Genomic DNA, 14,201 nt, shown 5'->3' on the forward strand with positions numbered 1-14,201 from the left:
CTTGGAAGATTACAGAAAATATAGTATAATCAGTTACAGCAATCTATTTTCAAGCTGTAGCTGGCGCAGGTTGAGTGGAAGACTGACTTTTCGTCTGTGGGGACTTTGGAGGTCTCCCTCGCCTTTTTGCAGGTTTCTGTTCTGTGGGTGTTGCCGCGGTCTTGGATTTAGGTTGCTTTTTCTGTGGGCTTTTTTTCGGTTTGTCGGTTTTAGCTCCCTCCCCAGCCTGACTCGCCTGTGAACACTGCGTCTCAACCGTGCGGATTGTTTCCGGATCGACTCCATGCTCCCCAAGGAATTCGATGATGTTTGTAAGATTCAGCTCTTTTTGAGATTGTTTGCGTGTTACAACCTGTTCATAGTCAATAGGTGCAAAGTCTTTATCATCCCTTATCATGTGGTAGATTGCCACAAGCATTTTCCTTGCGATGGCAATGATGGCCTTTTTATGGCCCCGGCGTTTTTTGAGCGTCAAATATTTATAATAGAAATAGGGATGCTTTTTAGTGCTTTTGATGGCGGCGAGGGCACATTGCACCATGAGTGGCTTTAGATAATGGCCGCCCTTTCCAATTTTGGTGGTTTTCTTCTTCCCCGCACTTGAATTATTTGCGGGGGAAAGCCCCGCCCAGGAAGCAAGGGAATCGCTGTTCCGCCATACGGACATGTCAGCCCCAATCTCGCCAAGGATATAGAGGGCAGACTCCTCGGATATCCCGATCATGGTGACCAGGTGGCGGATGACCTTGCTGTATTTCAAACGGTAATAGGAAAGCTTCTCGTCAATCATGTCGATACATTTGTTCAGATCATCCATATGTGTTTGGATGACCTCAAGTTTGTCTCGCTGGGCACCAATGAATTCATAACCATGGATGCTGTCAAGGATCTCTTCCGTGGAAGCCTTGACGCCGTGCCGCACAAAACTGAGGATTTTTTCATCGCTCACTTCATCCGGGTCTGTATGGATCAGGTATGACATAATGTCGCTGGCCGATTTACCGAATGGGTCCGTAAAGACAGAGTCAAGGCGCACTTTCGAGATTGTCATGGAATTCTGGAACCGGTTTTTTTCAGAAGTCCGGATATATGTGAGTTTTAACCGGTAACGGCATAATTCACGCAGATCCCGGATGTCTGCCGGCGGGATAAAAGAAGCAACGACCAGATCCATGCGGAAGAGATTGGCGATGTGGATTGCGTCACGGAAATCCGTCTTTTTGCCCTTGGCCTGCTTCACATACTTTGGATGGGTTAGGATAGGCTTTAACCCATTGTGCTCCAGGATGTCGTAGACAGGGATCCAGTATTTCCCGGTTGATTCCATGCAGACATCCTGGACGCCATAGGAAGCGAACCATTCCGCCATCAGGCGGATGTCGCTGTTCGAAGCGGTGAACTGCCTGACATAAAAGACAGCGCTTAGGGATTCCCCGTCCGTGACACAGGCAGCCGCCATCAGGACAGATTTGTGCACATCGACAGCCCCGCAGACTGGGCGTTTGATGTCATTCGATGGTGATGTGATGACGCGCGTTCCATCATCAAGGGTTACGTTCTTCAGGCCATCGGAGGTGTAACGCCCCTCATCACAGGCCCGGAGTTTTGAGTGTTTATTAGAAGATGCCATAATACAAACCTCCATTCATGTTTGGGAGCAGAGCTGAAGGTGGTAACGGCATTGACTGCCATCCCTGCGGGAAACCATGCATATACACTGGTTATATTCATAAGTATCCGGGCTTGAAAGCGCCAATCGTTTGTGCAAAAGGGAAGGCTGCAACTTATAAAGATTCGGCTTCTGGGACTCCAGATGTTATGACGTGCTCTGTAGTATACCGATACCAGAACCAGTATAAAACAATAAAAGGAGAAACAGAAGCCCTCAAAAAGAATATATTTGCGTGACCGACATTCATCATCGTTTGTGCCGGGGCGCATACCAAAGAAAAACAAGAAGAAAAGCCGGGACGCGCCCCTGCATAATCACAAAGATGAAAAAGAATTTCCTGACTGGTCTTGGATTTACCAAAACTATCTTCGGGTTCCGGATGAACCCTATATGAATATCCGTCACATTGAAGACCGATACGAAACAGAAAACGCCCTAATGAAGGCAGTCAGTTCCGGCAATGAAGCCCTGGCGGTTGAATGCGCCAACCATTTTTTCTCTTACCGTATTCCCCAGAGGCTTTCTAATCATCTTCGGGATGACCGGGACTTATGCATCACTTTGAATACTATTTTACGAAAATCTGCCGAACATGCCGGCGTCCACCCTATCCATATTGACAGCTTCTCTAATGGCAATATTCAACAGATCGAGAGACTTGCAAGCGCGGAACAGCTTCTTCTCTTCCTGATTAAAATGGTCAAAGGATATTGTCGGCTTGTGGCAAAATATAACTTAAAAGATTATTCGCTGCCGATCCAGAAAGCTATCACTTACATCAGCACAGACCTGACTGCTGATCTAAGCCTGAAATCATTAGCAAATCAGGTAAATGTTAATGCAAGCTATCTCTCCACTCTTTTTAAGAAAGAAGTTGGCGTTCCGCTTACAGAATATGTAAATCGTAACCGAATCGAATATTCAAAAACGCTGCTTTCAGACACTGACCTTGCGATAAAGACAATCGCCATATACTCCGGGATTCCAGATATCCAGTATTTCACCCGGATGTTTAAGCGTATCACAGGAATGACGCCGAAGGCCTATCGGACACAAAGCTGCCGAAATTAAATTGTTCCGTGAAAAATCCCATGAATGATTTGCCGCCGTCCTGCCTTCCATGGCATGCGGCCGACCAAAAAAGTTGCTGCATATTCTATGACAAATAGTTTGGCTAAGCTCGCAGGCACTTTTGACTCGTTCTCACTTTTTGAAACAAATATTTCGTCATCAGAACAGTTGACCTCTCTGAAATTTTCCGGTTGTAATATCTTAATCTGCGTAATTTGCCTGGATACATTCCACAAATCCAGACGGATCGCCCAATTTGGCTTTATCAATATTGTTGCGAAGATAGCTGCGTGTGGCGTCATCACAGCGATCTGTTCCCATATAAGGCATATCAAATGCTTTTGCCAGTTCTTCTAAAGCTTTTGCCGCCCTCTCGGAGTCTGTATTGTAAGTATCGAGCCATTCTTTCATCCAGGTATATTCCCAGAGATTAGACGCTCTCGTGTCGCCATATCCCACCTGATCTTACAATTTTCCTACGACAGCGGCAAAATGATTGAAAACTTGATCTGTTCCTCTTGACTCTCTGCAACGATCGTACCATTATGAAGTTCAACGATCTGCTTTGCAATCGCCAGGCCTAATCCAGCTCCGCCGCTGCCTGTGCTTCTCGCTGCGTCAAGCCGATAAAACTGCTCGAAAATCCTGTTTAATTTTTCTTCCGGCAGGGTATCGCTGTGGTTACAAAAAATAATGCTGACCGTATCTTCCTGACATTGTGCGCTGATCGTAATTTCCGTATTTTCAAAACTGTAGATAACGGCATTTCTCAAAAGGTTATCAAGAACACGCTGGATCTTGTCTGCGTCACACCGAAGCATTATATCATCAGCGGCACAAAGATTGCATTGCAGATTTTTTTCATTAAGCATAGGTTTAAATTCATATAGAAGCTGCTCAAGCAGGCGGGTCAGATTGATTTTTGTGTATTGCAATGTAATATTGGATATATTAAAGCGTGTAATCTCGAAAAACTCATTGATTAAATCTTCTAACCGTTCCGCCTTATCAAGAGAGATGGAAAGATACTTTTTCCGGAGTTCCTCTGAAATTTGCGATTCGTCACGCAGTAAAGTCAGATACCCGATCACAGAAGAAAGAGGTGTTTTCAGATCATGCGCCAGATACATGATCAAGTCGTTTTTCCGCTGCTCATTTTCTTTTGCAAGTCGTGCATTGCCTTCTGCCTCCTGTTTTAACTGATTGATGTTGGCAGCTATTTCGCCCAGCTCCGGGGACAGTTCAATATAACTGACAGTCTGATCGAACAGTTTTCCGGTTGCAGCCTGTAATTCATATACATAGGCAACTACTTTTTTCAAAAGCCGGTATGTCAGAACTATAATGCAGACTCCCCACATAATTACAGCCACTATATAAAGGTACACTGTCCGGTAATACAGGTAATAGTGCAAAACATACCTGCGGAGGAATTCCTCTGCCATAATCCCCAGAAGAAAGGTACTGCCAAAAGTAAGCACGGAGCAGGCCGCACATTGAATCACATATCCCCTAAACAAGGTGGAGAGCAGATAATTTTTATCTTTTTTATTCAATTTCATATCCTACTCCCCAAACAGTTTTAATGAACTTCGGATTCTTTGGAGGCTCATTTAATTTTTCGCGAATCCGCCCAATATGCGCCATGACTGTATTGTTGCTGTTGCGGAAATATTTTTCTTTCCACACGGCTTCAAATAATTCCTCTGAATCAACAACTTTGCCCTGATGTCCGCATAGCACTTATGGCTGGTTCTGTTTATCAGCAATCCTCTGATGTCATACTCGTCTTTTTCTTCAGGCTGGCTCAAATTCGGATTGTTATAATTCTGATAACGCCTTAACTGTGTTTTTACTCTTGCCGCAACCTCTAAAGGATTAAACGGTTTCGTTATATAATCGTCTGCATCGATCGTAAGTCCCATAATCTTATCGCTGTCCTCGATCTTTGCCTCGTCCATCGGAACAAGCTGCCCGACCTGTCCGGCAATCATAGCAGCTGCATCATCCATCGAAAGCGGCTCCTGCTGGTGGTCTTTCATGGCTTCCTGCATAGTCTGGAACATAGCGGCAGTAATGGTTTGAGAATTTGCACATCTACTGTACCCGTCACAAGCCCTCTGACTGCACTCTCGGATGGATTTATTGAAAAGTGTAACCGGCTGTAACCAATTATTTCAGTAACAAAAATGGGGAAACCTCAATAAAATTGAGGTTTCCCACACTTTTAACCACTGCGGAAGATGGGACTTGAACCCACACAGCTCGAAAGCTACAAGATCCTTAGTCTTGCTCGTCTGCCAGTTCCGACACTTCCGCAAGTGACGTATCAACCGTCCGAAGATTATAATACTACAGAACGCCTTACATGTCAACAAAAATATTCATATTTATTCAATATTTTTTCAGCTTTTTCAAGATCTTATGCCGGATATAAGAAAACGTCTTCTCCTCACCTTCTCTTGCCAACATTTTAAGCAGATGATGCAGAAGCTTCGCCGTGTCTGGGTGCACCATCGGTCCAAGCCTTGCCGCTCCCTTCTCGTAATATTCAAGAGGACTGCCGTCATTATAGCTGCTTCCCTGGTAAGTCTTACACGCGGCAATACGGTCCATGAACATCTCAACCACATACTTCACCGGCATCTTCATACCGATGATCCCCTGCTTGGAATCCACGCTGTAATCAAGCCAATATTCGTAATGATGCCTGTTCCTCCCCTTGTGATGCAGCCAGGCGGCAGAATATCCCTTGATCTCCCGCTCCGCATTATTAGGGCTTCTGGTTCCCTGGTAATACTTACATCCAATCAGGAACTCAGAAGGCATATATTTTGACAGATCATGACAGATCCCCTGCCGATACAGACCTACCTTAAAACATCCCTCCCTGACCAGTCTCCTGTGATGATTGATTGTCTTGAAATGTTGCCACGCTTTCATATCTTCCCGCATCTCCTTAACTTTGGAACTATTATATCATAGATTTTCACTAATTAAAAACAAATAATCAATAGATTTTCTTCAAGGTTCATGATAATATATGGTCAGACAAATGAAGAAAGGAGAGCTCCTATGAATCTTTATCATCTCAGGTATTTTGTGACACTGGCGCACCTAGAGCATTACACGAAGGCAGCCGAGATTCTGGCCATTACTCAACCTAGCCTAAGCCATGCAATCTCCTCTCTTGAAAAAGAACTGGGAGTCAAATTATTCGAAAAGGATGGACGCAATGTAGCTCTGACCAAATGCGGCCAGGCATTCCTGACAGACGTAGAACAGTCTCTTGAGATGCTGGATTCCAGCGTAAATAAGCTTAAGTTGACCGGACTGGGAGAAGGACGCATTGATATCGCCATGCTCCGCAATTTAAGCTCCACCGTCCCTAAGTTTGTAAAGGATTTTCTGGATTCTAACCCCAATAAGGACGTTCATTTTCACTTTCACACCTCTACCGGCTTAACCCCGGACATTGTCAAAGGTTTGAAAGAACGGCAGTATGATATCGCCTTCTGTTCCATGATGGATAATGAACCTCTTATTGAGTTTACCCCGATTTCCCGCCAGGAATTAGTGCTGATCGTCCCAAAGGGACATCCTTTGGAATACCGGGATTCCATCGACCTTCATGAAACGCTGTCCTACCCGCAGGTCATTTTCTCTAAGCAGAGCAGCTTAAGACCCGTGATAGACAGATTATTCGAAATGTGCGGCGGATACCCTCAGAGCGAATATGCCCTGGAAGAAGACCAGGCCATTGCCGGCCTTGTCAGCGAAGGATTTGGGATCGCAGTAGTCCCGCGGATGCCGATCCTTGACTATATGCCCGTCAAGACGATTGAGATCGCAAAACCAGGCTGGGAGAGGATCTTCTATATGGCGACCCTGAAGAATGTGTATCAGGCGCCCGTGGTCCAGAATTTTAAGACATTTGTGACAGAACATATTTAGAACACAACAGGGGTTTTTACACCCCTGTTATTTTTTATGAACCAATATACTTTCCTGTCAGACCGCAGGGTGTACTAAAACCTTACCTCTGCTTTGAACAGATCTGCCTCTGTCTCAATCTTGAATTTCCCGCGCTGCAGCTCCACGAAGCTCTTCACGATCGCAAGACCAAGCCCGGACCCTTCGGTATTCCTGGATGCGTCTCCCCGTACAAACCGCTCCGTGAGCTCCTCCGGGTTGAAATCAAGCTCCGACGCCGACACATTCTTCATCCTGACCACAGCCTCCCCGTCTTCTTCCAGGATCTCTATATATACCCGCGTATGAGGCATCGCATACTTGATCACATTGACGAGCAGATTCTCGAACACCCGGTAGGTCTTCTGGCTGTCAAGCCTCGCCACGATCTTATCCTCGGGATAGGTACAGCGGAAATCCAGGTCCGCTCCCGCAATCTTATCCTCCAGTTCAAGCTTCACCTGCTTGAACAGATTCACCACATCCACATCCACAATGTTCAGAGTCACGTTCTTGCTGCTTGCCTTGCTGACCTCGAAGAGATCCTCAATCAGCACCTTAAGCCGCAGCGATTTCCTCTCAAGAACCTCGATATAGTCTCTCTGCTTCTCCTCGTCCTTCTCATCCTTCAGAAGGTTCACATACGTGATGATCGCCGTAAGAGGGGTCTTCAGGTCATGGGATACATTCGTGATCAGCTCCGTCTTCATCCGCTGGCTCTTCACCTCTTCGTCCACCGCCTTCTTGAATCCCGTCTGGATCTTCTGGATCTCCTGCTTAAACGGGCTGAATATCCCCAGATCCTCAGTGATCTCTATATCCAGATTCCCCTTCGCGATCTCGCCGGTCGCTTTAAGAAGCACCGCATATTTCTCTTGCAGATCGGTAAAATACTTCCGAAGCAGCCAGAACAGTACCCCTGAATAGACCGCCAATGCAAAGATCCCGCCGATCCACATGGTACAGATCAGCGCAAGAACAATAAAATTCACCGCTACGATCTTGAAGATCGTCTGATTATTCCTCTCGCTTAAATCAATCCGGTCTATGAAATGATAACATTTACCGGCCCACTTCTTCGTCTTCCCGACCGCATACTGCCACGCCCGCCGGATATACTTCCAATACCGGACGCACAGCAGCCGTTCCTTCATATAAGCTCTGGCTCCCATCGTATACACCTGCCTTAGACATGTCGCCGCCCAGAACGTCACGGCAAATACAACCACCCATATCAGGAAATCAATGATATCCGGTGTTCCCCCTGCCCGTTCTGCGATCCACCACAGATTCTCTCCAAGGATTCCTGCCATGGCAAGAAATACGATCACCACCACTTCAAACGGTACCTTAAGAAATGTTCTCTCTTCCAACTGCCAGACAGGAAGCATCGGGAGTACCCATGCAAGAACCGCCGTCATCAATACCAGGATGATCACAAGATTTATCATAGAATCCGCCGCATCATATCCCGTATACCAGTTATTATCAATATAAGCCTGCAGATTTTCTCCCGTCATTCCGTAGATATAGGTCCGGTTCTTCGGCTGCTCCAGACGGATCGTCTCCCACTCCTCTGTCTCTTCATCGTATCTTTCCATTTCCCAGTTCGAATCATCATATCTGCTGATCACTTCCCGGAATGCAACACTTTGTTCTGTCTTGTATTCTCCTTCCCTGATCCGAACATCGATTTCACCATATTTGTCATAGGAGATCACCATCCCAAGCGCAAAGGAAGACAGATTGTTCTCCCCCACCGTCCGCTCGGAATCCGCCGTACTCTTGGCCACGTCATTCCCATCCTCATCCTTGACACGGTAATCAAGAAACGGATAGATCCTCTCATAGGCCGACATTCTACCGCTATTCTGCTGCAGGATCTCCTTCACCGCTTCCGGGTCGCGGTCCCTTCCGTTCTCCGTATTGTAGAGAATGTATCCCGCATCCAGGAACGTCTCCAGGAACTCCTCCGATACAACGGCTGAATGATCGGAATTCTCCGCGACCGCCTCCGCATTCACATACCAGTTCCAATACTGCCCCATGATTATGAATACCGGAATCACGATCGTCAGAACGATCAATACGATTGTCAGTTTACGGTTGCTTTTCAATTTTGTAACCAACACCCCACACCACCTTTAAATATTTTGGATCCTTTGGATTGATCTCTATCTTCTCCCGGATATTTCTCACATGTACCATGATCGTATCCGTATTCACCGCCCGCTCGTTCCACACCCGCTCATAGATCTCTTCCGCCGAGAAGACTCTTCCAGGGTTCTTCATCAGAAGCAGCAGGATCTTATACTCGATCGGTGTAAGCTTCACCGGCTCCCCGTCGACGAATGCCTCCACAGAGTCCTCATTGATCTCCAATCCGCCGATGGTATGAACATTCTCACCCTTGTCCCTGCCGCCTAATTTCTCCAGGAACTTGCGGTATCTCCTCATCTGAGAGTTCACCCTTGCCAGAAGTTCCATCGGGGTAAATGGCTTCGTCACATAATCATCAGCGCCCATGTTAAGCCCCAGGATCTTATCCACCTCTTCTGATTTTGCCGACAGGAAGATCACAGGGAAATCATGCTTCTCCCTAAGCTTGATGGTCATCTGTATCCCGTCCATCTTAGGCATCATCACATCCACGATTGCCAGGTGGATCTCCTCCTTCTCAATGACCGCAAGTCCCTCGATCCCGTCTGCCGCCTGGAATACCTCGTACCCCTGGCTCCTCAGATAGATCTCCACACCTTCGCGTATCTCCTTGTCGTCCTCTACGATTAATACATGATTGATCTGATTCGTCTCCATCGCTGCTCCATTTCCTTTCTCTGACTGATTCGTATTATATTCACGGCCGATGGAATCTGCCGCATCATGCGAATATCCTCCACACCGTGTCCCCCATCATATATCCTGCCCCGATAAATACCGTGTTCCAGACCAGTACCCCTAAGGCAGAGCTTAAAGTATATCTCCCAAACTCCATAGAGATCATTCCCGCCGGAATCGAGATCAGCGTCCGTATCATCGGAACCAGCTTTCCTAAGAATACTCCCACAGCACCCCGTCTTCTAAGCGCCTCTAAGTTCTTCTCGATCAACTCCTTCTGTCTAGGAAATTTCCTGACATAGAACCGGAAGAACGCGTCGCCTCCAAGCCTTCCAAGGAAATACAAGATCCAGCTTCCAAGAAGTCCCGCCGCTACGGAAAGCAGCATCACCATCGGGAAACTGATCGCGCCCTTTGCCGCCCAGATTCCCGCCAGCGGCATGATCACACCCGCCGGGAAACCCGGAAGATTCATATACTCCAGCAGGACGATCACAAATACGAATATCGCTCCGTATTGTGTGAAATATTGGGTAAGTACCTGAACTGACATAGCTGCATCTCCTCCTTTGTTTCTTGATGTAATCATCATACCCAAAAAATCTTAAGAGAGTTGCCATGAAAATCTAAAGATATTCTAAAGATACGTTTAAGATAAGTTTGGGACGTAGCAAACTACCCATTTACTACGTCCCAAACTGCAAAATATAGTGTACCCAAACGTACTCTCATCACACGGTCTCATTCAGGCAGATCTTCGACAGCGGAATGATCTTCCCAAGCTCTTCTCTCAGCCTGTCTGTCATCAGGACGCCTTCTTCCAGGCATACCTCCTCCACCGTCTTCGCGCCAAATACAAGGCTTGCCAACGCTGCTATGCTGATCGTCCCTTCCGAGTTCTCTTCTTTCCCGTCCATCAGCATCACTCCAGAATATTCCGTCCCTGTGATCACGATACAGCGGTTATTCTCTTCGATCAGCGGATCCGTCACACAGAAGCAGGCCCCCGCAAGGGAACGAAGGGACAGGGACATCAGCATCCTTCTGACATCCACGATCCTCACCATGATCTTCGGTATCCCGTCCTCTTCCTCCCCCGGGTAATATCCCCGGCAGTCTATGATCTCATCATCTCTTCGGTATACCTTAAGCTTCCCTCCGTCACTGTCATATTCCCGGATCAGCCTCATATAATACGCCTCGTCCCGAACAGCGAATACCTGGCAGCTTCCAGACAGCTCCCGGTTAGCAGCCTCAGCCAATCCTTTGCAGTCTGCCGCGGCTGCATCCGTAATGCTGATCCCCGGTATCGCCTCGTCCTCCTTCCGATAGAACTTCCGATCCTGTTCATAGACCGTCCGGAAGTCAAAGGGCTGATAGATACGCTCGGACGCCGGCATCAGGAACGTGAATGCCTCTCCCGCCTCATACATATCCTTAAGTGATCTCTTCAAAAGCGCTGCCATATACCCCCGCTTGCGGTATTCTTCCTGTGTCGCGACAGCAACGATATAATTCACATCCTTCACGCTTCCATTGACCCAAATCCTATACGGATTCAGATGGAGCATGGCGCGGATTCCTTCGTCCTCCTCTACGGCATAGATCTGGTTATCCTTCGTCTTCTCACTATAATAATACTCCACAAAAGACACACTGTCCTCGCTGAAGACTTCCTCATACAGGGATCTGGTATCTCTATGCTCTTTCTGCTCAAGTTTTCTTACATCCAATGCCTCTTATCCCCTCTTCTTATCCTCTCGTCTCTTCCTCTCCGGCTATTCTATGCGGGCATCCGCCGCATCCCTCACATCTGCCTTCCTCCGGCCCCGCCGCATAGCTGTAATTCGCGATCGTATGCAGGCAAGCGACCGCCTGTGCCGAGATCCCTTCCCCGGTTCCGGTGAATCCAAGTCCTTCCTCGGTCGTCGCCTTAATATTCACCTGACCGATCTCCAGATGCAGAGTCTCGGCTATATTGGCACGCATCAGCTCAATATGCGGCGCCATCTTCGGTCTCTGGGCAATGATCGTGGCGTCAATATTCCCGATGACATAGAGCTCCTTTTCGATCAATTCTCCTACATGCTCCAACAATCTGATACTGGAAATGCCCTTATACGCAGGATCCGTATCCGGGAAATGCTTTCCGATATCTCCAAGCGCCGCCGCCCCAAGCAGCGCATCCATAATGGCATGCAGAAGCACATCCGCATCCGAATGTCCCAGAAGCCCTCTCTCATAGGGGATCTTCACGCCTCCAAGAATCAGGTCCCTGTCTTCCACCAACCGGTGAACGTCATATCCCATTCCAATTCTCATGAAACATTCTCTCCTTTCCGTTCTCATTTACGCTTATTGTTGACCGACTTTTCGCTGTCTATGCGAGTCAATCATTCCATGATCTCCATTATAAAGGATTTCATATTTTTTGTATATAGTACATCCGCGCATCTGAAAAAAAGCAAAAGAAAAAGCCTGTATAAACAGACTCTTTTGAAAGTAGCGGGAACTGGATTTGAACCAGCGACACCACGGGTATGAACCGTGTGCTCTAGCCAACTGAGCTATCCCGCCATATTCAATTAAACAACAATTATTGTTGTTAATGGGACCTATAGGGCTCGAACCTATGACCCTCTGCTTGTAAGGCAGATGCTCTCCCAGCTGAGCTAAGATCCCATGTTTGCGAAGCTCTTATCTCGAACCTGCTTTGCTATTATACTATTAGAATACATATTTTGTCAACACCTTTTTACAATTTTTTCAATCTTTTTTTATCACATTTTATTGAATAAAAAAACCGGCAATTGATGCCTTATTTTGACCGAAAAATAATGTAATTTTTAATAAAAATTGCCTCGAAACTCTTTACTCTTGCGCCAAGGAATGATATCTTTATTATAAGCAAAAAATTAAAACTACATTATATTATGGAGGTTGTTTATTATGGCAAGAAGAAAGGTAGAAGAAAAGAATTATCCTGAATTAATTGAAGCAGCAGAGGAGAGAATCACATCATTATCTGCCGAATTAAAACAAGAAAAAGCGAACCTGAAGCAACTGAAAAAAGACCAGATCCGTTACGAAGCAATGGTTGAAAAGCAACAGAAACAAGCCGAGATCCAGAAGGCCGCCGAGCTGCTCGTTGCTTCCGGAAAAAGCTTAGAAGAGATCGAAGAATTTTTGGCAAATTAGTAATCATATAATATAGCCTGCCATGAGACGTATAAGCTCAAGGCAGGCTTATTTTTCTATACGATCCCCTGTGCCGTCATAGCGTCTACAACCTTCTCAAATCCGGCAATATTAGCCCCGACAACATAATTGCCCTTCGCACCGTAACGCTCTGCTGCATCCACCATATTATGGCAGATATTGACCATGATTCCCTTAAGCTTCGCGTCCACTTCCTCGAAGGTCCAGCTCAAACGCTCGCTGTTCTGTGACATCTCAAGCGCAGATGTAGCAACACCGCCTGCATTCGCCGCTTTACCAGGTGCAAAGATAACGCCGTGCTGCTGCAGGTACTCGGTTGCCTCCAGCGTAGTAGGCATATTCGCGCCCTCCGCTACGATCGTGCAGCCATTCTCTACAAGCATCTTCGCGTCTTCAATATGGAGCTCATTCTGCGTCGCACATGGAAGCGCTACGTCTACTTTCACAGACCATACTCCGCGTCCCTCATGATACTCGGAATTCGGACGATATTTCTTATACTCGGTAAGCCTTGCACGGTTCACTTCTTTGATCTCCTTAAGCGCCGCCACGTCGATTCCTTCCGGATCATAGACCCATCCGGTAGAATCACTGGCCGTCACTACCTTCGCGCCTAACTGCTGCGCCTTCTGTGTCGCGTAGATCGCAACATTACCGGAACCAGAGATCGCGACCGTCTTGCCGGCAAGCTCCTTGCCGTTGATCTTCAGAAGCTCTTCTGTCAGATATAACAGACCATATCCGGTTGCCTCTGTTCTTGCAAGGGAACCGCCGTAGCTTAAGCCCTTGCCTGTAAGTACACCCTCGTATACACCGCGGATCCTCTTATACTGGCCGAACATATAGCCGATCTCTCTGGCGCCCGTTCCGATATCACCTGCCGGAACGTCTGTATCCGCACCGATATATTTGCAGAGCTCTGTCATGAAGCTCTGGCAGAACGCCATAACTTCTCTGTCTGATTTGCCCTTCGGATCGAAGTCAGATCCGCCCTTTCCTCCGCCGATCGGAAGGCCGGTCAGAGAGTTCTTGAATATCTGTTCAAAACCAAGGAACTTGATGATTCCAAGATTCACAGACGGATGAAGGCGCAATCCTCCTTTGTATGGACCGATCGCACTGTTAAACTGTACACGGTAACCAGTATTCACCTGAACCTGACCGTTGTCATCCACCCACGGTACACGGAACTTCAACTGTCTCTCAGGCTCTACCAGTCTCTCCAGCAGGGCGTCTTTTCTGAACTTCTCTTCATTGGCCTCAACTACTACCCTTAACGATTCTAATACTTCTTTTACTGCCTGGTGGAATTCCGGTTCAGCAGGATTCTTCGCCACTACTCTTTCCAGGACTTCATCAACATATGACATAGCTTGCTACCTCCTAAAATTATTTCTCTCATATTTTAAAGGATTTTTGTGCAGAACAC

The 14,201-nt window shown here is 47.0% G+C and carries 13 protein-coding genes, 3 tRNA genes and 1 pseudogene; 3 read left to right on the forward strand and 14 right to left on the reverse strand.

Going from position 1 to position 14,201, the window contains the following annotated elements:
- Window positions 1-49: 49 nt before the first annotated feature.
- Window positions 50-1,630 carry an IS110 family RNA-guided transposase gene (locus VSQ62_RS17770; RefSeq protein ID WP_004070214.1) on the reverse strand — a complete coding sequence of 527 codons (1,581 nt, stop codon included), beginning with the start codon at window positions 1,628-1,630 and terminating at the stop codon, window positions 50-52.
- Window positions 1,631-2,062: 432 nt separating this feature from the next.
- Here VSQ62_RS17770 and VSQ62_RS17775 point away from each other — a divergent pair, with 432 nt between their 5' ends.
- On the forward strand, window positions 2,063-2,743 hold the full coding sequence (locus tag VSQ62_RS17775; RefSeq protein WP_334636117.1) for a helix-turn-helix transcriptional regulator: 681 nt from the start codon (window positions 2,063-2,065) through the stop codon (window positions 2,741-2,743).
- A gap of 201 nt (window positions 2,744-2,944) precedes the next feature.
- Here the strand turns inward: VSQ62_RS17775 and VSQ62_RS17780 are convergent, their stop codons facing one another.
- The 5 genes and pseudogenes from VSQ62_RS17780 to VSQ62_RS17800 all read right to left on the reverse strand — a co-directional run bounded on the left by VSQ62_RS17780 (window position 2,945) and on the right by VSQ62_RS17800 (window position 5,686).
- Window positions 2,945-3,202 carry a hypothetical protein gene (locus tag VSQ62_RS17780; protein WP_286082762.1) on the reverse strand — a complete coding sequence of 86 codons (258 nt, stop codon included), beginning with the start codon at window positions 3,200-3,202 and terminating at the stop codon, window positions 2,945-2,947.
- Window positions 3,203-3,219: 17 nt separating this feature from the next.
- A complete protein-coding gene (locus VSQ62_RS17785; RefSeq protein ID WP_334636118.1) occupies window positions 3,220-4,305 on the reverse strand; it encodes a sensor histidine kinase in 1,086 nt (361 codons plus the stop codon).
- Window positions 4,292-4,710 (reverse strand): annotated as a pseudogene (locus VSQ62_RS17790) (winged helix-turn-helix domain-containing protein); the annotation flags it as partial. The pseudogene VSQ62_RS17790 and the gene VSQ62_RS17785, both read right to left, overlap by 14 nt.
- Window positions 4,711-4,978: 268 nt before the next feature.
- Window positions 4,979-5,062 (reverse strand) — tRNA-Leu (locus VSQ62_RS17795).
- A gap of 75 nt (window positions 5,063-5,137) precedes the next feature.
- The gene (locus VSQ62_RS17800; RefSeq protein ID WP_334636119.1) at window positions 5,138-5,686 is read right to left on the reverse strand and encodes a DUF5662 family protein; all 549 of its coding nucleotides are present in this window, start codon (window positions 5,684-5,686) and stop codon (window positions 5,138-5,140) included.
- 132 nt (window positions 5,687-5,818) lie between these two features.
- Between VSQ62_RS17800 and VSQ62_RS17805 the strand changes: the two genes are divergently transcribed.
- On the forward strand, window positions 5,819-6,697 hold the full coding sequence (locus tag VSQ62_RS17805) for a LysR family transcriptional regulator (protein ID WP_334636120.1): 879 nt from the start codon (window positions 5,819-5,821) through the stop codon (window positions 6,695-6,697).
- Window positions 6,698-6,771: 74 nt separating this feature from the next.
- Here VSQ62_RS17805 and VSQ62_RS17810 read toward each other — a convergent pair whose 3' ends face one another.
- The 7 genes from VSQ62_RS17810 to VSQ62_RS17840 form a co-directional block, all read right to left on the reverse strand.
- Window positions 6,772-8,844: a sensor histidine kinase gene (locus VSQ62_RS17810; RefSeq protein ID WP_502957763.1), complete on the reverse strand. Its 2,073-nt coding sequence runs from the start codon at window positions 8,842-8,844 to the stop codon at window positions 6,772-6,774.
- A complete protein-coding gene (locus VSQ62_RS17815) occupies window positions 8,816-9,532 on the reverse strand; it encodes a response regulator transcription factor (RefSeq protein WP_334636123.1) in 717 nt (238 codons plus the stop codon). Before VSQ62_RS17815 ends, VSQ62_RS17810 begins: the two co-directional genes overlap by 29 nt.
- Window positions 9,533-9,596: 64 nt before the next feature.
- Window positions 9,597-10,106, reverse strand: coding sequence for a DedA family protein (locus VSQ62_RS17820; RefSeq protein ID WP_334636124.1), 510 nt, complete (start codon window positions 10,104-10,106; stop codon window positions 9,597-9,599).
- Between the two features lie 178 nt (window positions 10,107-10,284).
- Complete coding sequence (locus VSQ62_RS17825) at window positions 10,285-11,286, reverse strand: GNAT family N-acetyltransferase (RefSeq protein ID WP_334636125.1); 1,002 nt, start codon at window positions 11,284-11,286, stop codon at window positions 10,285-10,287.
- A gap of 19 nt (window positions 11,287-11,305) precedes the next feature.
- Window positions 11,306-11,875 (reverse strand): 2-C-methyl-D-erythritol 2,4-cyclodiphosphate synthase, encoded by a 570-nt coding sequence (ispF, locus tag VSQ62_RS17830; RefSeq protein ID WP_334636126.1) that lies wholly within the window; start codon window positions 11,873-11,875, stop codon window positions 11,306-11,308.
- Window positions 11,876-12,056: 181 nt separating this feature from the next.
- A tRNA-Met gene (locus tag VSQ62_RS17835) sits at window positions 12,057-12,130 on the reverse strand.
- A 32-nt stretch (window positions 12,131-12,162) separates the two neighbouring features.
- A tRNA-Val gene (locus VSQ62_RS17840) sits at window positions 12,163-12,235 on the reverse strand.
- A gap of 267 nt (window positions 12,236-12,502) precedes the next feature.
- On the opposite strand from VSQ62_RS17840, the gene VSQ62_RS17845 reads away from it, so the two are divergent.
- A complete protein-coding gene (locus VSQ62_RS17845) occupies window positions 12,503-12,751 on the forward strand; it encodes a hypothetical protein (RefSeq protein ID WP_334636127.1) in 249 nt (82 codons plus the stop codon).
- 56 nt (window positions 12,752-12,807) lie between these two features.
- Here the strand turns inward: VSQ62_RS17845 and gdhA are convergent, their stop codons facing one another.
- A complete protein-coding gene (gene gdhA / locus VSQ62_RS17850) occupies window positions 12,808-14,142 on the reverse strand; it encodes an NADP-specific glutamate dehydrogenase (RefSeq protein ID WP_334636128.1) in 1,335 nt (444 codons plus the stop codon).
- Window positions 14,143-14,201: the final 59 nt, after the last annotated feature.

It is taken from the genome of Sporofaciens sp. JLR.KK001, assembly GCF_036941055.1.
In the GTDB taxonomy this organism is placed as follows: Bacteria; Bacillota; Clostridia; order Lachnospirales; family Lachnospiraceae; genus Sporofaciens.